A 14,997-nucleotide genomic window follows, 5' to 3' on the forward strand; every position below is an offset into this window, starting at 1 on the left:
ATATCATCAGGGCAGACCGGTTACATCCCCCTAACAAGCTGTTTAAAGAGAAATACTATCATGACGGACAAATTGACCTCCCTTCGTCAGTACACCACTGTAGTGGCCGACACTGGGGACATCGCGGCAATGAAGCTGTATCAACCGCAGGATGCCACAACCAACCCTTCTCTCATTCTTAACGCAGCGCAGATTCCGGAATACCGCAAGTTGATTGATGATGCTGTCGCATGGGCGAAACAGCAGAGCAACGATCGCGCACAGCAAATCGTGGACGCGACTGACAAACTGGCAGTAAACATTGGTCTGGAAATCCTGAAACTGGTTCCTGGCCGTATCTCAACTGAAGTTGATGCGCGTCTTTCCTATGACACCGAAGCGTCAATTGCAAAAGCAAAACGTCTGATCAAGCTCTACAACGATGCGGGTATCAGCAACGATCGTATTCTGATCAAACTGGCGTCTACCTGGCAGGGTATCCGTGCTGCTGAACAGCTAGAAAAAGAAGGTATCAACTGTAACCTGACTCTGCTGTTTTCCTTCGCACAGGCGCGTGCTTGTGCAGAAGCTGGCGTATTCCTGATCTCTCCGTTTGTTGGCCGTATTCTTGACTGGTACAAAGCCAATACCGACAAGAAAGAGTACGCTCCGGCAGAAGATCCTGGCGTGGTTTCTGTATCGGAAATCTACCAGTACTACAAAGAGCATGGTTATGAAACCGTGGTTATGGGCGCAAGCTTCCGTAACATCGGTGAAATTCTGGAACTGGCAGGTTGCGACCGTCTGACCATTGCTCCGGCACTGCTGAAAGAACTGGCAGAGAGCGAAGGGGCTATTGAACGTAAACTGTCCTACACTGGCGAAGTGAAAGCGCGTCCGGCACGTATCACTGAGTCCGAGTTCCTGTGGCAGCACAACCAGGATCCAATGGCTGTAGATAAACTGGCGGAAGGTATCCGTAAGTTTGCTGTTGACCAGGAAAAACTGGAAAAAATGATCGGCGCTCTGCTGTAATCATTCTTAGCGTGGCCGGGAAGTCGGTCACGCTACCTCTTCTGAAGCCTGTCTGTCACTCCCTTCGCAGTGTATCATTCTGTTTAACGAGACTGTTTAAACGGAAAAATCTTGATGAATACTTTACGTATCGGCTTAGTTTCCATTTCTGATCGCGCGTCCAGCGGCGTTTATCAGGATAAAGGCATTCCTGCACTGGAAGAGTGGCTGGCATCGGCGCTGACGACGCCATTTGAGCTGGAAACCCGTTTAATCCCTGATGAGCAGGCGATCATTGAGCAAACCTTGTGTGAGCTGGTGGACGAAATGAGTTGCCATCTGGTGCTGACAACCGGCGGTACTGGCCCCGCGCGCCGTGACGTGACACCCGATGCAACGTTGGCAGTAGCCGATCGCGAGATGCCGGGTTTTGGCGAACAGATGCGCCAGATTAGCCTGCATTTTGTACCAACCGCGATCCTTTCGCGGCAGGTGGGCGTGATTCGTAAACAGGCATTGATTCTTAATTTGCCTGGTCAGCCGAAGTCCATCAAAGAGACGCTGGAAGGCGTGAAGGATGGCGAGGGCAATGTCGTGGTGCACGGTATTTTTGCCAGTGTGCCGTACTGCATTCAGTTGCTGGAAGGACCATACGTTGAAACGGCACCTGAAGTGGTAGCGGCATTCAGACCGAAGAGTGCAAGACGTGAAGTTAGCGAATAAAAAATCCCCCCAGGCGGGGGGATCAGACTGATGACAAACGCAAAACTGCCTGATGCGCTACGCTTATCAGGCCTACGATCTTCCTGCAATATATTGAATTTGCATGATTATGTAGGCCGGATAAGGCGTTCACGCCGCATCCGGCATGAATAAAGCGCACGCTGATATCCCCCGTGCGGGGGATATCAAGCAATTAGTGGGATTCACCAATTGGCAGAACGGTGCGACCAAACTGCTCGTTCAGCACTTCACCCATTGCCAGGTAGATCGCGCTGGCACCGCAGATCAGACCTATCCAGCCCGCGAAGTGGATGATCGCAGCGTTACCGGCAATGTTACCGATAGCCAGTAGGGCAAACAGCACGGTCAGGCTGAAGAAAACGAATTGCAGAACGCGTGCACCTTTCAGCGTGCCGAAGAACATAAACAGCGTAAACACGCCCCACAGCCCCAGATAAACACCGAGGAACTGCGCATTCGGCGCGTCGGTCAGACCCAGTTTCGGCATCAGCAGAATCGCAACCAGCGTCAACCAAAAAGAGCCGTAAGAAGTGAAGGCAGTTAAGCCGAAAGTGTTGCCTTTTTTATACTCCAGCAGACCGGCAAAAATTTGCGCGATACCGCCGTAGAAGATGCCCATGGCGAGAATAATACCGTCCAGAGCGAAATAACCCACGTTGTGCAGGTTAAGCAGAATGGTGGTCATGCCGAAGCCCATCAGGCCCAGCGGTGCCGGGTTAGCCAACTTAGTGTTGCCCATAATTCCTCAAAAATCATCATCGAATGAATGGTGAAATAATTTCCCTGAATAACTGTAGTGTTTTCGGGGCGCGGCATAATAATCAGCCAGTGGGGCAGTGTCTATGATCTTTTGATGGGAAAATGAAAATTTTCCCCGGTATCAGGTATCACACTTGAGTGGTGTTAACTATTCGCCGCAGGAAGGCGATTTGTAGTAGTGCCGGGATCGTGACGCGAAGGACGCTACCGCTGACGGCTTTAACCCCATTTAATGCTGCGCCACAGGCCTCCCTGACTCGCTTTAAAAGTCGCTTAACTGTAAATCGCCATGATCGGCGGTGAGTTGTATGTGTTTTACAACGCGGCAAACGGGGCATTGCAGTGCGGGATCGTTAGTTTCATTACGCGTCATGGCAATGACGTCGAGGATTTTATGGTCGTTAGCCTGCGCGGCACAGCACAACATAAGGCCAATAGCCAGGCTGACAGAAATCGTAAAAACAGATTTCATAAGGATTCTCCTTGTGGGGAGCACCAGGAGGACAAATAGCGACTGGTTTGTTGGCAGGGAAAACATGACGCATGAACGTAATATGTTATTTTTATTACAATTTTTTGGTGATAATTTTGTGTTGAATTCATCCTTTATAGGAATTAAATTCCAGTCCGTTTCTCGTCTTCTTCCGCCATATCGCGAAATTTCTGCGCAAAAGCACAAAAAATTTTTGCATCTCCCCCTTGATGACGTGGGTTACGACCCCATTTAGTAGTCAACCGCAGTGAGTGAGTCTGCAAAAAAATGAAATTGGGCAGTTGAAACCAGACGTTTCGCCCCTATTACAGACTCACAACCACATGATGACCGAATATATAGTGGAGACGTTTAGATGGGTAAAATAATTGGTATCGACCTGGGTACTACCAACTCTTGTGTAGCGATTATGGATGGCACCACTCCTCGTGTGCTGGAGAACGCCGAAGGCGATCGCACCACGCCTTCTATCATTGCCTATACCCAGGATGGTGAAACTCTGGTTGGTCAGCCGGCTAAACGTCAGGCAGTGACGAACCCGCAAAACACCCTGTTTGCGATTAAACGCCTGATTGGCCGCCGCTTCCAGGACGAAGAAGTACAGCGTGATGTTTCCATCATGCCGTTCAAAATTATTGCTGCTGATAACGGCGACGCATGGGTCGAAGTTAAAGGCCAGAAAATGGCACCGCCGCAGATTTCTGCCGAAGTGCTGAAAAAAATGAAGAAAACTGCAGAAGATTACCTGGGTGAACCGGTAACTGAAGCAGTTATCACCGTACCGGCATACTTTAACGATGCTCAGCGTCAGGCAACGAAAGACGCAGGCCGTATCGCTGGTCTGGAAGTAAAACGTATCATCAACGAACCGACCGCCGCTGCACTGGCTTACGGTCTGGACAAAGGTACAGGCAACCGTACTATCGCTGTTTATGACCTTGGTGGTGGTACTTTCGATATTTCCATTATCGAAATCGACGAAGTTGACGGTGAAAAAACCTTCGAAGTTCTGGCAACCAACGGTGATACCCACCTGGGTGGTGAAGACTTCGACAGCCGCCTGATCAACTACCTGGTTGAAGAATTCAAGAAAGATCAGGGCATTGACCTGCGTAACGATCCGCTGGCAATGCAGCGTCTGAAAGAAGCGGCAGAAAAAGCGAAAATCGAGCTGTCTTCTGCTCAGCAGACCGACGTTAACCTGCCGTACATCACTGCAGACGCGACCGGTCCGAAACACATGAACATCAAAGTGACTCGTGCAAAACTGGAAAGCCTGGTAGAAGACCTGGTGAACCGTTCCATCGAGCCGCTGAAAGTTGCTCTGCAGGACGCTGGCCTGTCCGTATCTGATATCGACGATGTTATCCTCGTTGGTGGTCAGACTCGTATGCCAATGGTTCAGAAGAAAGTTGCTGAATTCTTTGGTAAAGAGCCGCGTAAAGACGTTAACCCGGACGAAGCTGTGGCAATCGGTGCTGCCGTTCAGGGTGGTGTACTGACTGGCGACGTGAAAGACGTACTGCTGCTGGACGTTACCCCGCTGTCTCTGGGTATCGAAACCATGGGCGGTGTGATGACGACGCTGATCGCGAAAAACACCACTATCCCGACCAAGCACAGCCAGGTGTTCTCTACCGCTGAAGACAACCAGTCTGCAGTAACCATCCACGTGCTGCAGGGTGAACGTAAACGTGCGGCTGATAACAAATCTCTGGGTCAGTTCAACCTGGATGGTATCAACCCGGCACCGCGCGGTATGCCGCAGATCGAAGTTACCTTCGATATCGATGCTGACGGTATCCTGCACGTTTCTGCGAAAGACAAAAACAGCGGTAAAGAGCAGAAGATCACCATTAAGGCTTCTTCTGGTCTGAACGAAGATGAAATCCAGAAAATGGTACGCGACGCTGAAGCTAACGCCGAAGCAGACCGTAAGTTTGAAGAGCTGGTACAGACTCGCAACCAGGGCGACCATCTGCTGCACAGCACCCGTAAGCAGGTTGAAGAAGCAGGCGACAAACTGCCGGCTGACGACAAAACTGCCATCGAGTCTGCGCTGACTGCGCTGGAAACTGCTCTGAAAGGTGAAGACAAAGCCGCTATCGAAGCGAAAATGCAGGAACTGGCACAGGTTTCCCAGAAACTGATGGAAATCGCCCAGCAGCAACATGCCCAGCAGCAGACTGCCGGTGCTGATGCTTCTGCAAACAACGCGAAAGATGACGATGTTGTCGACGCTGAATTCGAAGAAGTCAAAGACAAAAAATAATCGCCCTATAAACGGGTAATTATACTGACACGGGCGAAGGGGATTTTCCTCTCCGCCCGTGCATTCATCTAGGGGCAAATTAAAAAAGATGGCTAAGCAAGATTATTACGAGATTTTAGGCGTTTCCAAAACTGCGGAAGAGCGTGAAATCAAAAAGGCCTATAAACGCCTGGCCATGAAATATCACCCGGACCGTAACCAGGGTGACAAAGAGGCCGAGGCGAAATTTAAAGAGATCAAGGAAGCTTATGAAGTTCTGACCGATTCGCAAAAACGTGCGGCATACGATCAGTATGGTCATGCGGCGTTTGAGCAAGGCGGCATGGGCGGCGGCGGTTTTGGCGGCGGCGCAGACTTCAGCGATATTTTTGGTGACGTTTTTGGCGATATTTTTGGCGGCGGACGTGGTCGTCAACGTGCGGCGCGTGGTGCTGATTTACGCTATAACATGGAGCTCACCCTCGAAGAAGCTGTACGTGGCGTGACCAAAGAGATCCGCATTCCGACTCTGGAAGAGTGTGACGTTTGCCACGGTAGCGGTGCAAAACCGGGTACGCAACCGCAGACCTGTCCGACCTGTCATGGTTCTGGTCAAGTGCAGATGCGCCAGGGGTTCTTTGCCGTGCAGCAGACCTGTCCACACTGTCAGGGCCGAGGTACGCTGATCAAAGATCCGTGCAACAAATGTCATGGTCATGGTCGTGTTGAGCGTAGCAAAACGCTGTCCGTTAAAATCCCGGCAGGGGTGGACACTGGAGACCGCATCCGTCTTGCGGGCGAAGGTGAAGCGGGCGAGCACGGCGCACCAGCAGGCGATCTGTACGTCCAGGTTCAGGTTAAACAGCACCCGATTTTCGAACGTGAAGGTAACAACCTGTATTGCGAAGTGCCGATCAACTTCGCGATGGCCGCACTTGGTGGTGAAATCGAAGTGCCGACCCTCGATGGTCGCGTCAAACTGAAAGTGCCTGGAGAAACCCAGACCGGTAAGCTGTTCCGCATGCGTGGTAAAGGCGTGAAGTCTGTCCGCGGCGGTGCGCAGGGGGATTTACTGTGCCGCGTCGTGGTCGAAACACCGGTAGGTCTGAACGAGAAGCAGAAACAACTGCTGCAAGATCTGCAAGAAAGCTTCGGAGGCCCAACCGGCGAGCACAACAGCCCGCGTTCGAAGAGTTTCTTCGACGGCGTGAAGAAGTTTTTTGACGACCTGACTCGCTAATTTCCTGAAAAGCCTACCCGTGGGCAGGCTTGGGTAAAAACAAGGGTGCGTTGAAGATATGCGAGCACCTGTAAAGTGGCGGGGATTACTCCCCGCCGTTGCTCTTACTCGGATTCGTAAGCCGTGAAAACAGCAACCTCCGTCTGGCCAGTTCGGATGTGAACCTCACAGAGGTCTTTTCTCGTTACCAGCGCCGCCACTACGGCGGTGATACAGATGACGATCAGGGCGACAATCATCGCCTTATGCTGCTTCATTGCTCTCTTCTCCTTGACCTTACGGTCAGTAAGAGGCACTCTACATGTGTTCAGCATATAGGGGGCCTCGGGTTGATGGTAAAATATCACTCGGGGCTTTTCTCTATCTGCCATCCAGCTAATGCCTGAGACAGACAGCCTCAAGCACCCGCCGCTATTATACTATTCACTTTAATCCATTTGATTATATCAACCCCAATCCTGAAGACGCCTCGCATTTTTATGGCGTAATTTTTAAGGATTCAATTAGTTAACGTTGATTTGTCCCTTTATTGCAATTATTGAGGACAAGTTGGATATATTTGAAATATCGCCCTAACAAACAGCTCTGGCTTACCACAAATTAATTATTACTTTTCCGAATAAATCCTTCAGAAATCGTGACCTTAAGCTATGATTATTGAGTTTTGAGGTCATCAGCCACCGCTTTCGGGCGTCAAAAAATCTTCCTCCGCTGGTGACGCAACCTCCTTTATAGATCGTAAAAAGCGAACTATTCCTACATTATAATCTGATTTTAACGATGATTCTTGCGGGGTAAAATAGTAAAAACGATCTATTCACCTGAAAGAGAAATAAAAAGTGAAACATCTGCATCGATTCTTTAGTAGTGATGCCTCGGGAGGCATTATTCTCATTATTGCCGCTGTTCTGGCGATGATTATGGCCAACAGCGGCGCAACCAGTGGATGGTATCACGACTTTCTTGAAACGCCGGTTCAGCTTCGGGTTGGTTCACTTGAGATCAACAAAAACATGCTGTTATGGATAAATGACGCACTGATGGCGATATTTTTCCTGTTAGTTGGTCTGGAAGTTAAACGCGAACTGATGCAAGGATCGCTGGCCAGCCTGCGGCAGGCTGCGTTTCCGGTCATTGCCGCTATCGGCGGGATGATTGTCCCGGCATTGCTCTATCTGGCTTTTAACTATGCTGATCCTATCACTCGTGAAGGGTGGGCGATCCCGGCGGCTACTGACATTGCCTTTGCGCTTGGTGTACTGGCGTTATTGGGAAGCCGTGTGCCGTTAGCGCTGAAGATCTTTTTGATGGCGCTGGCTATTATCGATGATCTTGGTGCCATCATTATCATCGCCTTGTTTTACACCAATGACTTGTCGATGGCTTCTCTTGGCGTTGCTGCAGTGGCGATTGCTGTACTCGCTGTGTTGAACATGTGTGGCGTGCGCCGTACAGGGGTTTATATTCTGGTTGGTGTGGTGCTGTGGACGGCCGTGCTGAAATCAGGCGTCCACGCAACGCTGGCTGGGGTTATTGTTGGCTTCTTTATTCCGTTAAAAGAGAAACATGGGCGTTCTCCGGCGAAGCGCCTGGAGCATGTATTGCATCCGTGGGTGGCTTATCTGATCTTGCCGCTATTTGCTTTTGCCAATGCTGGTGTTTCTCTGCAAGGCGTGACGCTGGATGGCCTGACCTCCATTCTGCCATTAGGGATCATCGCCGGTTTGCTGATTGGCAAGCCGCTGGGTATTAGTCTGTTCTGCTGGCTGGCGCTGCGTTTGAAGCTGGCACATCTGCCAGAGGGAACGACTTATCAGCAAATTATGGCTGTTGGGATCCTGTGCGGTATCGGTTTTACTATGTCTATTTTTATCGCCAGCCTGGCCTTTGGTAGCGTAGATCCAGAACTGATTAACTGGGCGAAATTAGGCATTCTGGTCGGTTCAATCTCTTCGGCGGTAATTGGATATAGCTGGCTACGCATTCGTCTACGTCCATCTGTTTGATCGGGCGATGTACCGGGGAGCCATAAATGGCTCCCTTTTCATTGTTATCAGGGAGAGAAATGAGCATGTCTCATATCAATTACAACCACTTGTATTACTTCTGGCATGTCTACAAAGAAGGTTCTGTGGTTGGCGCAGCGGAGGCGCTTTATTTAACACCACAAACGATTACCGGGCAGATCAGGGCGCTGGAAGAGCGCCTGCAAGGGAAACTATTTAAGCGCAAAGGACGTGGCCTGGAACCCAGTGAACTGGGGGAACTGGTTTATCGCTATGCCGATAAAATGTTCACGTTAAGCCAGGAAATGCTGGATATCGTCAACTATCGCAAAGAGTCTAACTTATTGTTTGATGTTGGCGTTGCAGATGCACTTTCGAAACGCCTGGTCAGCAGTGTTCTGGATGCCGCAGTTGTAGAAGACGAGCAGATCCATCTACGCTGCTTTGAATCGACGCACGAGATGCTGTTGGAGCAACTGAGTCAGCATAAGTTGGATATGATCATCTCTGACTGTCCGATCGACTCCACCCAGCAGGAGGGGCTATTTTCCATAAAAATTGGCGAGTGTGGTGTCAGTTTCTGGTGCACTAACCCGCTGCCAGAAAAACCGTTTCCAGCCTGTCTGGAGCAACGTCGCTTACTTATACCGGGGCGGCGCTCAATGTTGGGACGCAAGCTATTAAACTGGTTTAACTCCCAGGGATTGAATGTTGAAATTCTGGGGGAGTTTGATGATGCGGCGTTGATGAAAGCCTTTGGTGCGACGCACAATGCTATTTTTGTTGCACCTTCACTTTACGCCAATGATTTTTATACCGATAACTCGGTTGTGGAGATTGGTCGCGTTGAGAACGTCATGGAAGAGTACCATGCGATTTTTGCCGAAAGGATGATCCAGCACCCTGCGGTACAGCGTATTTGCAATACAGATTACTCTGCGCTGTTTACTTCAGCCGCGAAATAGCCATTCGTACTTTGCAGGCTACAGTGTTGGCCTGCTTTTGCTCGTTGGCATAAAAAAACCCGCTTGCGCGGGTTTTTTTACAAAGCTGACAACAAAAGGCGATTAAGCCAGTTTGTTGATCTGTGCAGCCAGGTTAGCCTTATGACGTGCAGCTTTGTTTTTGTGGATCAGACCTTTAGCAGCCTGACGGTCCACGATCGGTTGCATTTCGTTAAATGCTTTCAGTGCAGCAGCTTTGTCGCCAGCTTCGATAGCTGCGTATACTTTCTTGATGAAAGTACGCATCATAGAGCGACGGCTTGCGTTGTGCTTACGAGCCTTTTCAGACTGAATGGCGCGCTTCTTAGCTGATTTGATATTAGCCAAGGTCCAACTCCCAAATGTGTTCTATATGGACAATTCAAAGGCCGAGGAATATGCCCTTTTAGCCTTCTTTTGTCAATGGATTTGTGCAAATAAGCGCCGTTAATATGGCAGCGCTCGTTGCGTAGTGATGGCGCAGGATTCTACCAGCTTGCAGGGTGTGAATACAGCTTTTCCGCGAGAAAAATTGCAGCAGGTCGTTAGTTTCTTACCGTGATTTGCGCCATGGCAATGAAAAGCCACTTCTTTCTAATTTCAGTACTCAATCGCCGGTTAACCTTGACCGCTGTACAAGGTATACTCGGACGATTTTCACTGTTTTGAGCCAGACATGAAGCTGATACGCGGCATACATAATCTCAGCCAGGCCCCGCAAGAAGGGTGTGTGCTGACTATTGGTAATTTCGACGGCGTGCATCGCGGTCATCGCGCGCTGTTGCAGGGCTTGCAGGAAGAAGGGCGCAGGCGCAACTTACCGGTGATGGTGATGATTTTTGAGCCTCAACCACTGGAACTGTTTGCCACCGACAAAGCCCCGGCACGCCTGACCCGGCTGCGGGAAAAACTGCGTTATCTTGCCGAGTGTGGCGTAGATTACGTGCTGTGCGTGCGTTTTGACAGGCGCTTTGCGGCGCTGACGGCGCAAAATTTTATCAGCGAACTACTGGTGAAGCAGTTGCGGGTAAAATTTCTTGCTGTGGGTGATGATTTCCGCTTTGGCGCTGGTCGTGAAGGCGATTTCTTGTTATTACAGAAAGCTGGCGCAGAATACGGCTTCGACATCACCAGTACGCAAACTTTCTGTGAAGGTGGCGTGCGTATCAGTAGTACTGCCGTGCGTCAGGCCCTGGCGGATGACAACCTGGCTCTGGCTGAAAGTTTACTGGGGCACCCGTTTGCCATCTCCGGGCGTGTTGTCCACGGTGATGAGTTAGGGCGCACTATTGGTTTCCCGACGGCGAATGTACCGCTGCGTCGTCAGGTTTCCCCGGTGAAAGGGGTTTATGCGGTGGAAGTGCTGGGCCTCGGTGAAAAACCGTTGCCTGGCGTCGCGAACATCGGCACGCGCCCAACGGTAGCAGGCATTCGCCAGCAACTGGAAGTGCATGTTCTGGATGTTGCAATGGACCTTTACGGTCGCCATATACAAGTAGTGCTGCGTAAAAAAATACGCAGTGAGCAGCGATTTGCGTCGCTGGACGAACTGAAAGCGCAGATTGCGCGTGATGAATTAACCGCCCGCGAATTTTTTGGGCTAACAAAACCGGCTTAAGCCTGTTATGTAATCAAACCGAAATACGGAACCGAGAATCTGATGAGTGACTATAAATCAACCCTGAATTTGCCGGAAACAGGGTTCCCGATGCGTGGCGACCTCGCCAAGCGCGAACCGGGAATGCTGGCGCGTTGGACTGATGATGATCTGTACGGCATCATCCGTGCGGCTAAAAAAGGCAAAAAAACCTTCATTCTGCATGATGGCCCTCCTTATGCGAATGGCAGCATTCATATTGGTCACTCGGTTAACAAGATTCTGAAAGACATAATCATCAAGTCCAAAGGGCTTTCTGGATATGACTCGCCGTATGTGCCTGGTTGGGACTGTCACGGTCTGCCGATCGAGCTGAAAGTAGAGCAAGAGTTCGGTAAGCCGGGTGAGAAATTCACCGCAGCCGAGTTTCGCGCCAAGTGTCGCGAATATGCAGCGACCCAGGTTGATGGTCAGCGCAAAGACTTTATCCGTCTGGGGGTGCTGGGCGACTGGTCACATCCGTACCTGACTATGGACTTCAAAACCGAAGCCAACATCATCCGTGCGCTGGGCAAAATTATCGGCAACGGCCATCTGCACAAAGGTGCTAAACCGGTGCACTGGTGCGTAGACTGTCGTTCCGCGCTGGCGGAAGCGGAAGTTGAGTATTACGACAAAACCTCCCCGTCCATCGACGTCGCGTTCCACGCCGCCGATCAGGATGCGCTGAAAGCGAAATTTGGCGTTTCTGACGTTAATGGTCCGATCTCTCTGGTTATCTGGACCACAACGCCGTGGACCCTGCCTGCGAACCGCGCAATCTCTATTGCACCGGATTTCGACTATGCGCTGGTGCAGATCGACGGTCAGGCCGTGATCCTTGCGAAAGATTTGGTTGAAAGTGTGATGCAGCGTATCGGCGTTACCGAATACACCATCCTCGGCACGGTGAAAGGTGCGGAGCTGGAACTGCTGCGCTTTACCCATCCGTTTATGGGCTTCGATGTTCCGGCAATTCTTGGCGATCACGTCACGCTGGATGCCGGTACTGGTGCTGTTCACACCGCGCCTGGCCACGGCCCTGACGACTATGTTATCGGTCAGAAATACGGTCTGGAAACCGCTAACCCGGTTGGCCCGGACGGTACTTATCTGCCGGGAACTTACCCGACGTTAGACGGTGTGAACGTCTTCAAAGCGAACGATATTGTCGTTGCACTGTTGCAGGAAAAAGGCGCGCTGCTGCATGTTGAGAAGCTGCAGCACAGTTATCCGTGCTGCTGGCGTCACAAAACCCCAATCATCTTCCGTGCGACGCCACAGTGGTTCGTCAGCATGGATCAGAAAGGTCTGCGTGCGCAGTCACTGAAAGAGATCAAAGGCGTGCAGTGGATCCCGGACTGGGGCCAGGCGCGTATTGAGTCGATGGTCGCTAACCGTCCTGACTGGTGTATCTCCCGTCAGCGTACCTGGGGCGTACCGATGTCACTGTTCGTGCACAAAGACACTGAAGAGCTGCATCCGCGTACCCTTGAACTGATGGAAGAAGTGGCAAAACGCGTTGAAGTTGACGGCATCCAGGCGTGGTGGGATCTCGATGCAAAAGAGATCCTCGGTGACGACGCTGACCAGTACGTGAAAGTGCCGGATACGCTGGACGTATGGTTTGACTCCGGATCTACGCACTCTTCCGTTGTTGACGTGCGTCCGGAATTTGCCGGTCACGCTGCGGACATGTATCTGGAAGGTTCTGACCAACACCGTGGCTGGTTCATGTCTTCCCTGATGATCTCCACTGCGATGAAAGGCAAAGCGCCATATCGTCAGGTACTGACTCACGGCTTTACCGTGGATGGTCAGGGTCGCAAGATGTCTAAATCCATCGGCAACACCGTTTCGCCGCAGGATGTGATGAACAAACTTGGCGCGGATATTCTGCGTCTGTGGGTGGCATCAACTGACTACACCGGCGAAATGGCCGTTTCTGACGAGATCCTGAAACGTGCTGCTGACAGCTATCGTCGTATCCGTAACACAGCACGCTTCCTGCTGGCAAACCTCAATGGTTTCGATCCGGCAAAAGATATGGTGAAACCGGAAGAGATGGTGGTACTGGACAGATGGGCCGTGGGTTGTGCGAAAGCGGCTCAGGAAGACATCATCAAGGCTTACGAAGCATACGATTTCCACGAAGTGGTACAGCGTCTGATGCGCTTCTGCTCCGTTGAGATGGGCTCTTTCTACCTCGACATCATCAAAGACCGTCAGTACACCGCCAAAGCAGATAGCGTGGCGCGTCGTAGCTGCCAGACTGCGCTGTATCACATCGCAGAAGCGCTGGTTCGCTGGATGGCACCGATCCTCTCCTTCACCGCGGATGAAGTGTGGGGTTACCTGCCGGGCGAACGTGAAAAATACGTCTTTACCGGTGAGTGGTACGAAGGTCTGTTTGGTCTGGCTGACAGCGAAGCGATGAACGATGCGTTCTGGGACGAGTTGCTGCAAGTGCGTGGCGAAGTGAACAAAGTCATTGAGCAAGCGCGTGCTGACAAGAAAGTGGGTGGCTCGCTGGAAGCGGCAGTAACCTTGTACGCAGAACCGGAACTGGCAGCGAAACTGAACGCGTTGGGCGATGAATTACGATTTGTCCTGTTGACCTCCGGCGCTACCGTTGCAGACTATAACAACGCACCTGCTGATGCTCAGCAGAGCGAAGTACTCAAAGGGCTGAAAGTCGCGTTGAGTAAAGCCGAAGGTGAGAAGTGCCCACGCTGCTGGCACTACACCCAGGATGTCGGCAAGGTGGCGGAGCATGCAGAAATCTGCGGCCGCTGTGTCAGCAACGTCGCCGGTGACGGTGAAAAACGTAAGTTTGCCTGATGAGTCAATCGATCTGTTCAACAGGGCTACGCTGGTTGTGGCTGGTAGTAGTCGTGCTGATTATCGATCTGGGCAGCAAATACCTTATCCTCCAGAATTTTGCTCTGGGGGATACGGTTCCGCTGTTCCCGTCGCTTAATCTGCATTATGCGCGTAACTATGGCGCGGCGTTTAGTTTCCTTGCCGATAGCGGCGGCTGGCAGCGTTGGTTCTTTGCCGGTATTGCAATTGGTATTAGCGTGATCCTGACGGTGATGATGTATCGCTCGAAGGCCACGCAGAAACTGAACAACATTGCTTACGCGCTGATTATTGGCGGTGCGCTGGGCAACCTGTTCGACCGCCTGTGGCACGGCTTTGTGGTCGATATGATCGACTTCTACGTTGGCGACTGGCACTTCGCCACCTTCAACCTCGCTGATACTGCCATCTGTGTCGGCGCGGCACTGATTGTGCTGGAAGGTTTTTTGCCTTCGAAAGCGAAAAAACAATAATAAACCCTGCCGGATGCGATGCTGACGCATCTTATCCGGCCTACAGATTGCTGCGAAATCGTAGGCCGCATCCGGCAAACATCCTCAAAATACAAGAGCAAACCTGCATGTCTGAATCTGTACAGAGCAATAGCGCCGTCCTGGTGCACTTCACGCTAAAACTCGACGATGGCACCACCGCTGAGTCTACCCGCAACAACGGTAAACCGGCGCTGTTCCGCCTTGGTGACGCTTCTCTTTCCGAAGGGCTGGAGCAACACCTGCTGGGGCTGAAAGTGGGCGATAAAACCACCTTCTCGCTGGAGCCTGATGCGGCGTTTGGCGTACCGTCACCGGACCTGATTCAGTACTTCTCCCGCCGTGAGTTTATGGATGCAGGCGAGCCAGAAATTGGCGCAATAATGCTTTTTACCGCAATGGATGGCAGTGAGATGCCTGGCGTGATCCGCGAGATTAACGGCGACTCTATTACCGTTGATTTCAACCATCCGCTGGCCGGGCAGACCGTTCATTTTGATATTGAAGTGCTGGAAATCGATCCGGCACTGGAGGCGTAA

At 51.3% G+C, this 14,997-nt stretch carries 13 protein-coding genes and 3 pseudogenes; 11 read left to right on the top strand and 5 right to left on the bottom strand.

The features are described from left to right. The first annotated feature begins 60 nt into the window (after positions 1-60). Complete coding sequence (gene tal / locus A1WG_RS09165; protein ID WP_000130186.1) at positions 61-1,014, top strand: transaldolase; 954 nt, start codon at positions 61-63, stop codon at positions 1,012-1,014. Positions 1,015-1,128: 114 nt separating this feature from the next. Continuing rightward, positions 1,129-1,716 carry a molybdopterin adenylyltransferase gene (gene mog, locus A1WG_RS09160; RefSeq protein WP_001517716.1) on the top strand — a complete coding sequence of 196 codons (588 nt, stop codon included), beginning with the start codon at positions 1,129-1,131 and terminating at the stop codon, positions 1,714-1,716. A 193-nt stretch (positions 1,717-1,909) separates the two neighbouring features. Here the strand turns inward: mog and satP are convergent, their stop codons facing one another. The 3 genes and pseudogenes from satP to A1WG_RS09150 form a co-directional block, all read right to left on the bottom strand. Beyond that, a complete protein-coding gene (satP, locus tag A1WG_RS09155; RefSeq protein ID WP_000528538.1) occupies positions 1,910-2,476 on the bottom strand; it encodes an acetate uptake transporter in 567 nt (188 codons plus the stop codon). A gap of 148 nt (positions 2,477-2,624) precedes the next feature. Next, positions 2,625-2,738: pseudogene (locus tag A1WG_RS25115) on the bottom strand (hypothetical protein); the annotation flags it as partial. A gap of 29 nt (positions 2,739-2,767) precedes the next feature. Next, positions 2,768-2,968: pseudogene (locus tag A1WG_RS09150) on the bottom strand (DUF2541 family protein); the annotation flags it as partial. Positions 2,969-3,344: 376 nt separating this feature from the next. Between A1WG_RS09150 and dnaK the strand changes: the two are divergent. Together dnaK and dnaJ are read left to right on the top strand one after the other, a co-directional pair. Further along, positions 3,345-5,261 (top strand): molecular chaperone DnaK, encoded by a 1,917-nt coding sequence (gene dnaK / locus A1WG_RS09140; RefSeq protein WP_000516135.1) that lies wholly within the window; start codon positions 3,345-3,347, stop codon positions 5,259-5,261. 88 nt (positions 5,262-5,349) lie between these two features. Then, on the top strand, positions 5,350-6,480 hold the full coding sequence (dnaJ, locus tag A1WG_RS09135; RefSeq protein WP_001118463.1) for a molecular chaperone DnaJ: 1,131 nt from the start codon (positions 5,350-5,352) through the stop codon (positions 6,478-6,480). A gap of 104 nt (positions 6,481-6,584) precedes the next feature. Here the strand turns inward: dnaJ and mokC are convergent, their stop codons facing one another. Continuing rightward, entirely contained in the window at positions 6,585-6,737 is a 153-nt protein-coding gene (gene mokC, locus A1WG_RS0122000; protein WP_000809168.1) for a type I toxin-antitoxin system toxin MokC, read from the bottom strand. A 582-nt stretch (positions 6,738-7,319) separates the two neighbouring features. Between mokC and nhaA the strand changes: the two genes are divergently transcribed. Beyond that, a complete protein-coding gene (nhaA, locus tag A1WG_RS09130) occupies positions 7,320-8,486 on the top strand; it encodes a Na+/H+ antiporter NhaA (RefSeq protein ID WP_000681378.1) in 1,167 nt (388 codons plus the stop codon). A 59-nt stretch (positions 8,487-8,545) separates the two neighbouring features. After that, complete coding sequence (nhaR, locus tag A1WG_RS09125; protein WP_000062876.1) at positions 8,546-9,451, top strand: transcriptional activator NhaR; 906 nt, start codon at positions 8,546-8,548, stop codon at positions 9,449-9,451. A gap of 102 nt (positions 9,452-9,553) precedes the next feature. Here nhaR and rpsT read toward each other — a convergent pair whose 3' ends face one another. Then, the gene (gene rpsT / locus A1WG_RS09120) at positions 9,554-9,817 is read right to left on the bottom strand and encodes a 30S ribosomal protein S20 (protein ID WP_001274018.1); all 264 of its coding nucleotides are present in this window, start codon (positions 9,815-9,817) and stop codon (positions 9,554-9,556) included. 102 nt (positions 9,818-9,919) lie between these two features. Between rpsT and A1WG_RS24580 the strand changes: the two are divergent. The 5 genes and pseudogenes from A1WG_RS24580 (at position 9,920) to fkpB (ending at position 14,997) form a co-directional block, all read left to right on the top strand. Further along, positions 9,920-10,138, top strand: a pseudogene (locus tag A1WG_RS24580) (DUF2575 domain-containing protein). Positions 10,139-10,145: 7 nt separating this feature from the next. Next, positions 10,146-11,087, top strand: a complete 942-nt coding sequence (ribF, locus tag A1WG_RS09115; protein WP_001517719.1) for a bifunctional riboflavin kinase/FAD synthetase — start codon at positions 10,146-10,148, stop codon at positions 11,085-11,087. A 42-nt stretch (positions 11,088-11,129) separates the two neighbouring features. Next, positions 11,130-13,946: an isoleucine--tRNA ligase gene (gene ileS / locus A1WG_RS09110; protein WP_001286811.1), complete on the top strand. Its 2,817-nt coding sequence runs from the start codon at positions 11,130-11,132 to the stop codon at positions 13,944-13,946. Then, on the top strand, positions 13,946-14,440 hold the full coding sequence (gene lspA, locus A1WG_RS09105) for a signal peptidase II (RefSeq protein ID WP_000083379.1): 495 nt from the start codon (positions 13,946-13,948) through the stop codon (positions 14,438-14,440). The genes ileS and lspA overlap by 1 nt, the downstream gene beginning before the upstream one ends. 107 nt (positions 14,441-14,547) lie before the next feature. Beyond that, entirely contained in the window at positions 14,548-14,997 is a 450-nt protein-coding gene (gene fkpB / locus A1WG_RS09100) for an FKBP-type peptidyl-prolyl cis-trans isomerase (protein ID WP_000004655.1), read from the top strand.

This window comes from Escherichia sp. KTE96 (genome assembly GCF_000408525.1).
GTDB lineage: Bacteria > Pseudomonadota > Gammaproteobacteria > Enterobacterales > Enterobacteriaceae > Escherichia > Escherichia marmotae.

Bases quoted from the DNA above. Each gene is read 5' to 3' on its own strand.
- dnaJ (WP_001118463.1), top strand. From the start codon at position 5,350: ATGGCTAAGCAAGATTATTACGAGATTTTAGGCGTTTCCAAAACTGCG.
- tal (WP_000130186.1), top strand. From the start codon at position 61: ATGACGGACAAATTGACCTCCCTTCGTCAGTACACCACTGTAGTGGCC.
- satP (WP_000528538.1), bottom strand. From the start codon at position 2,476: ATGGGCAACACTAAGTTGGCTAACCCGGCACCGCTGGGCCTGATGGGC.
- mokC (WP_000809168.1), bottom strand. From the start codon at position 6,737: ATGAAGCAGCATAAGGCGATGATTGTCGCCCTGATCGTCATCTGTATC.
- fkpB (WP_000004655.1), top strand. From the start codon at position 14,548: ATGTCTGAATCTGTACAGAGCAATAGCGCCGTCCTGGTGCACTTCACG.
- ileS (WP_001286811.1), top strand. From the start codon at position 11,130: ATGAGTGACTATAAATCAACCCTGAATTTGCCGGAAACAGGGTTCCCG.
- dnaK (WP_000516135.1), top strand. From the start codon at position 3,345: ATGGGTAAAATAATTGGTATCGACCTGGGTACTACCAACTCTTGTGTA.
- lspA (WP_000083379.1), top strand. From the start codon at position 13,946: ATGAGTCAATCGATCTGTTCAACAGGGCTACGCTGGTTGTGGCTGGTA.
- mog (WP_001517716.1), top strand. From the start codon at position 1,129: ATGAATACTTTACGTATCGGCTTAGTTTCCATTTCTGATCGCGCGTCC.
- nhaR (WP_000062876.1), top strand. From the start codon at position 8,546: ATGAGCATGTCTCATATCAATTACAACCACTTGTATTACTTCTGGCAT.
- ribF (WP_001517719.1), top strand. From the start codon at position 10,146: ATGAAGCTGATACGCGGCATACATAATCTCAGCCAGGCCCCGCAAGAA.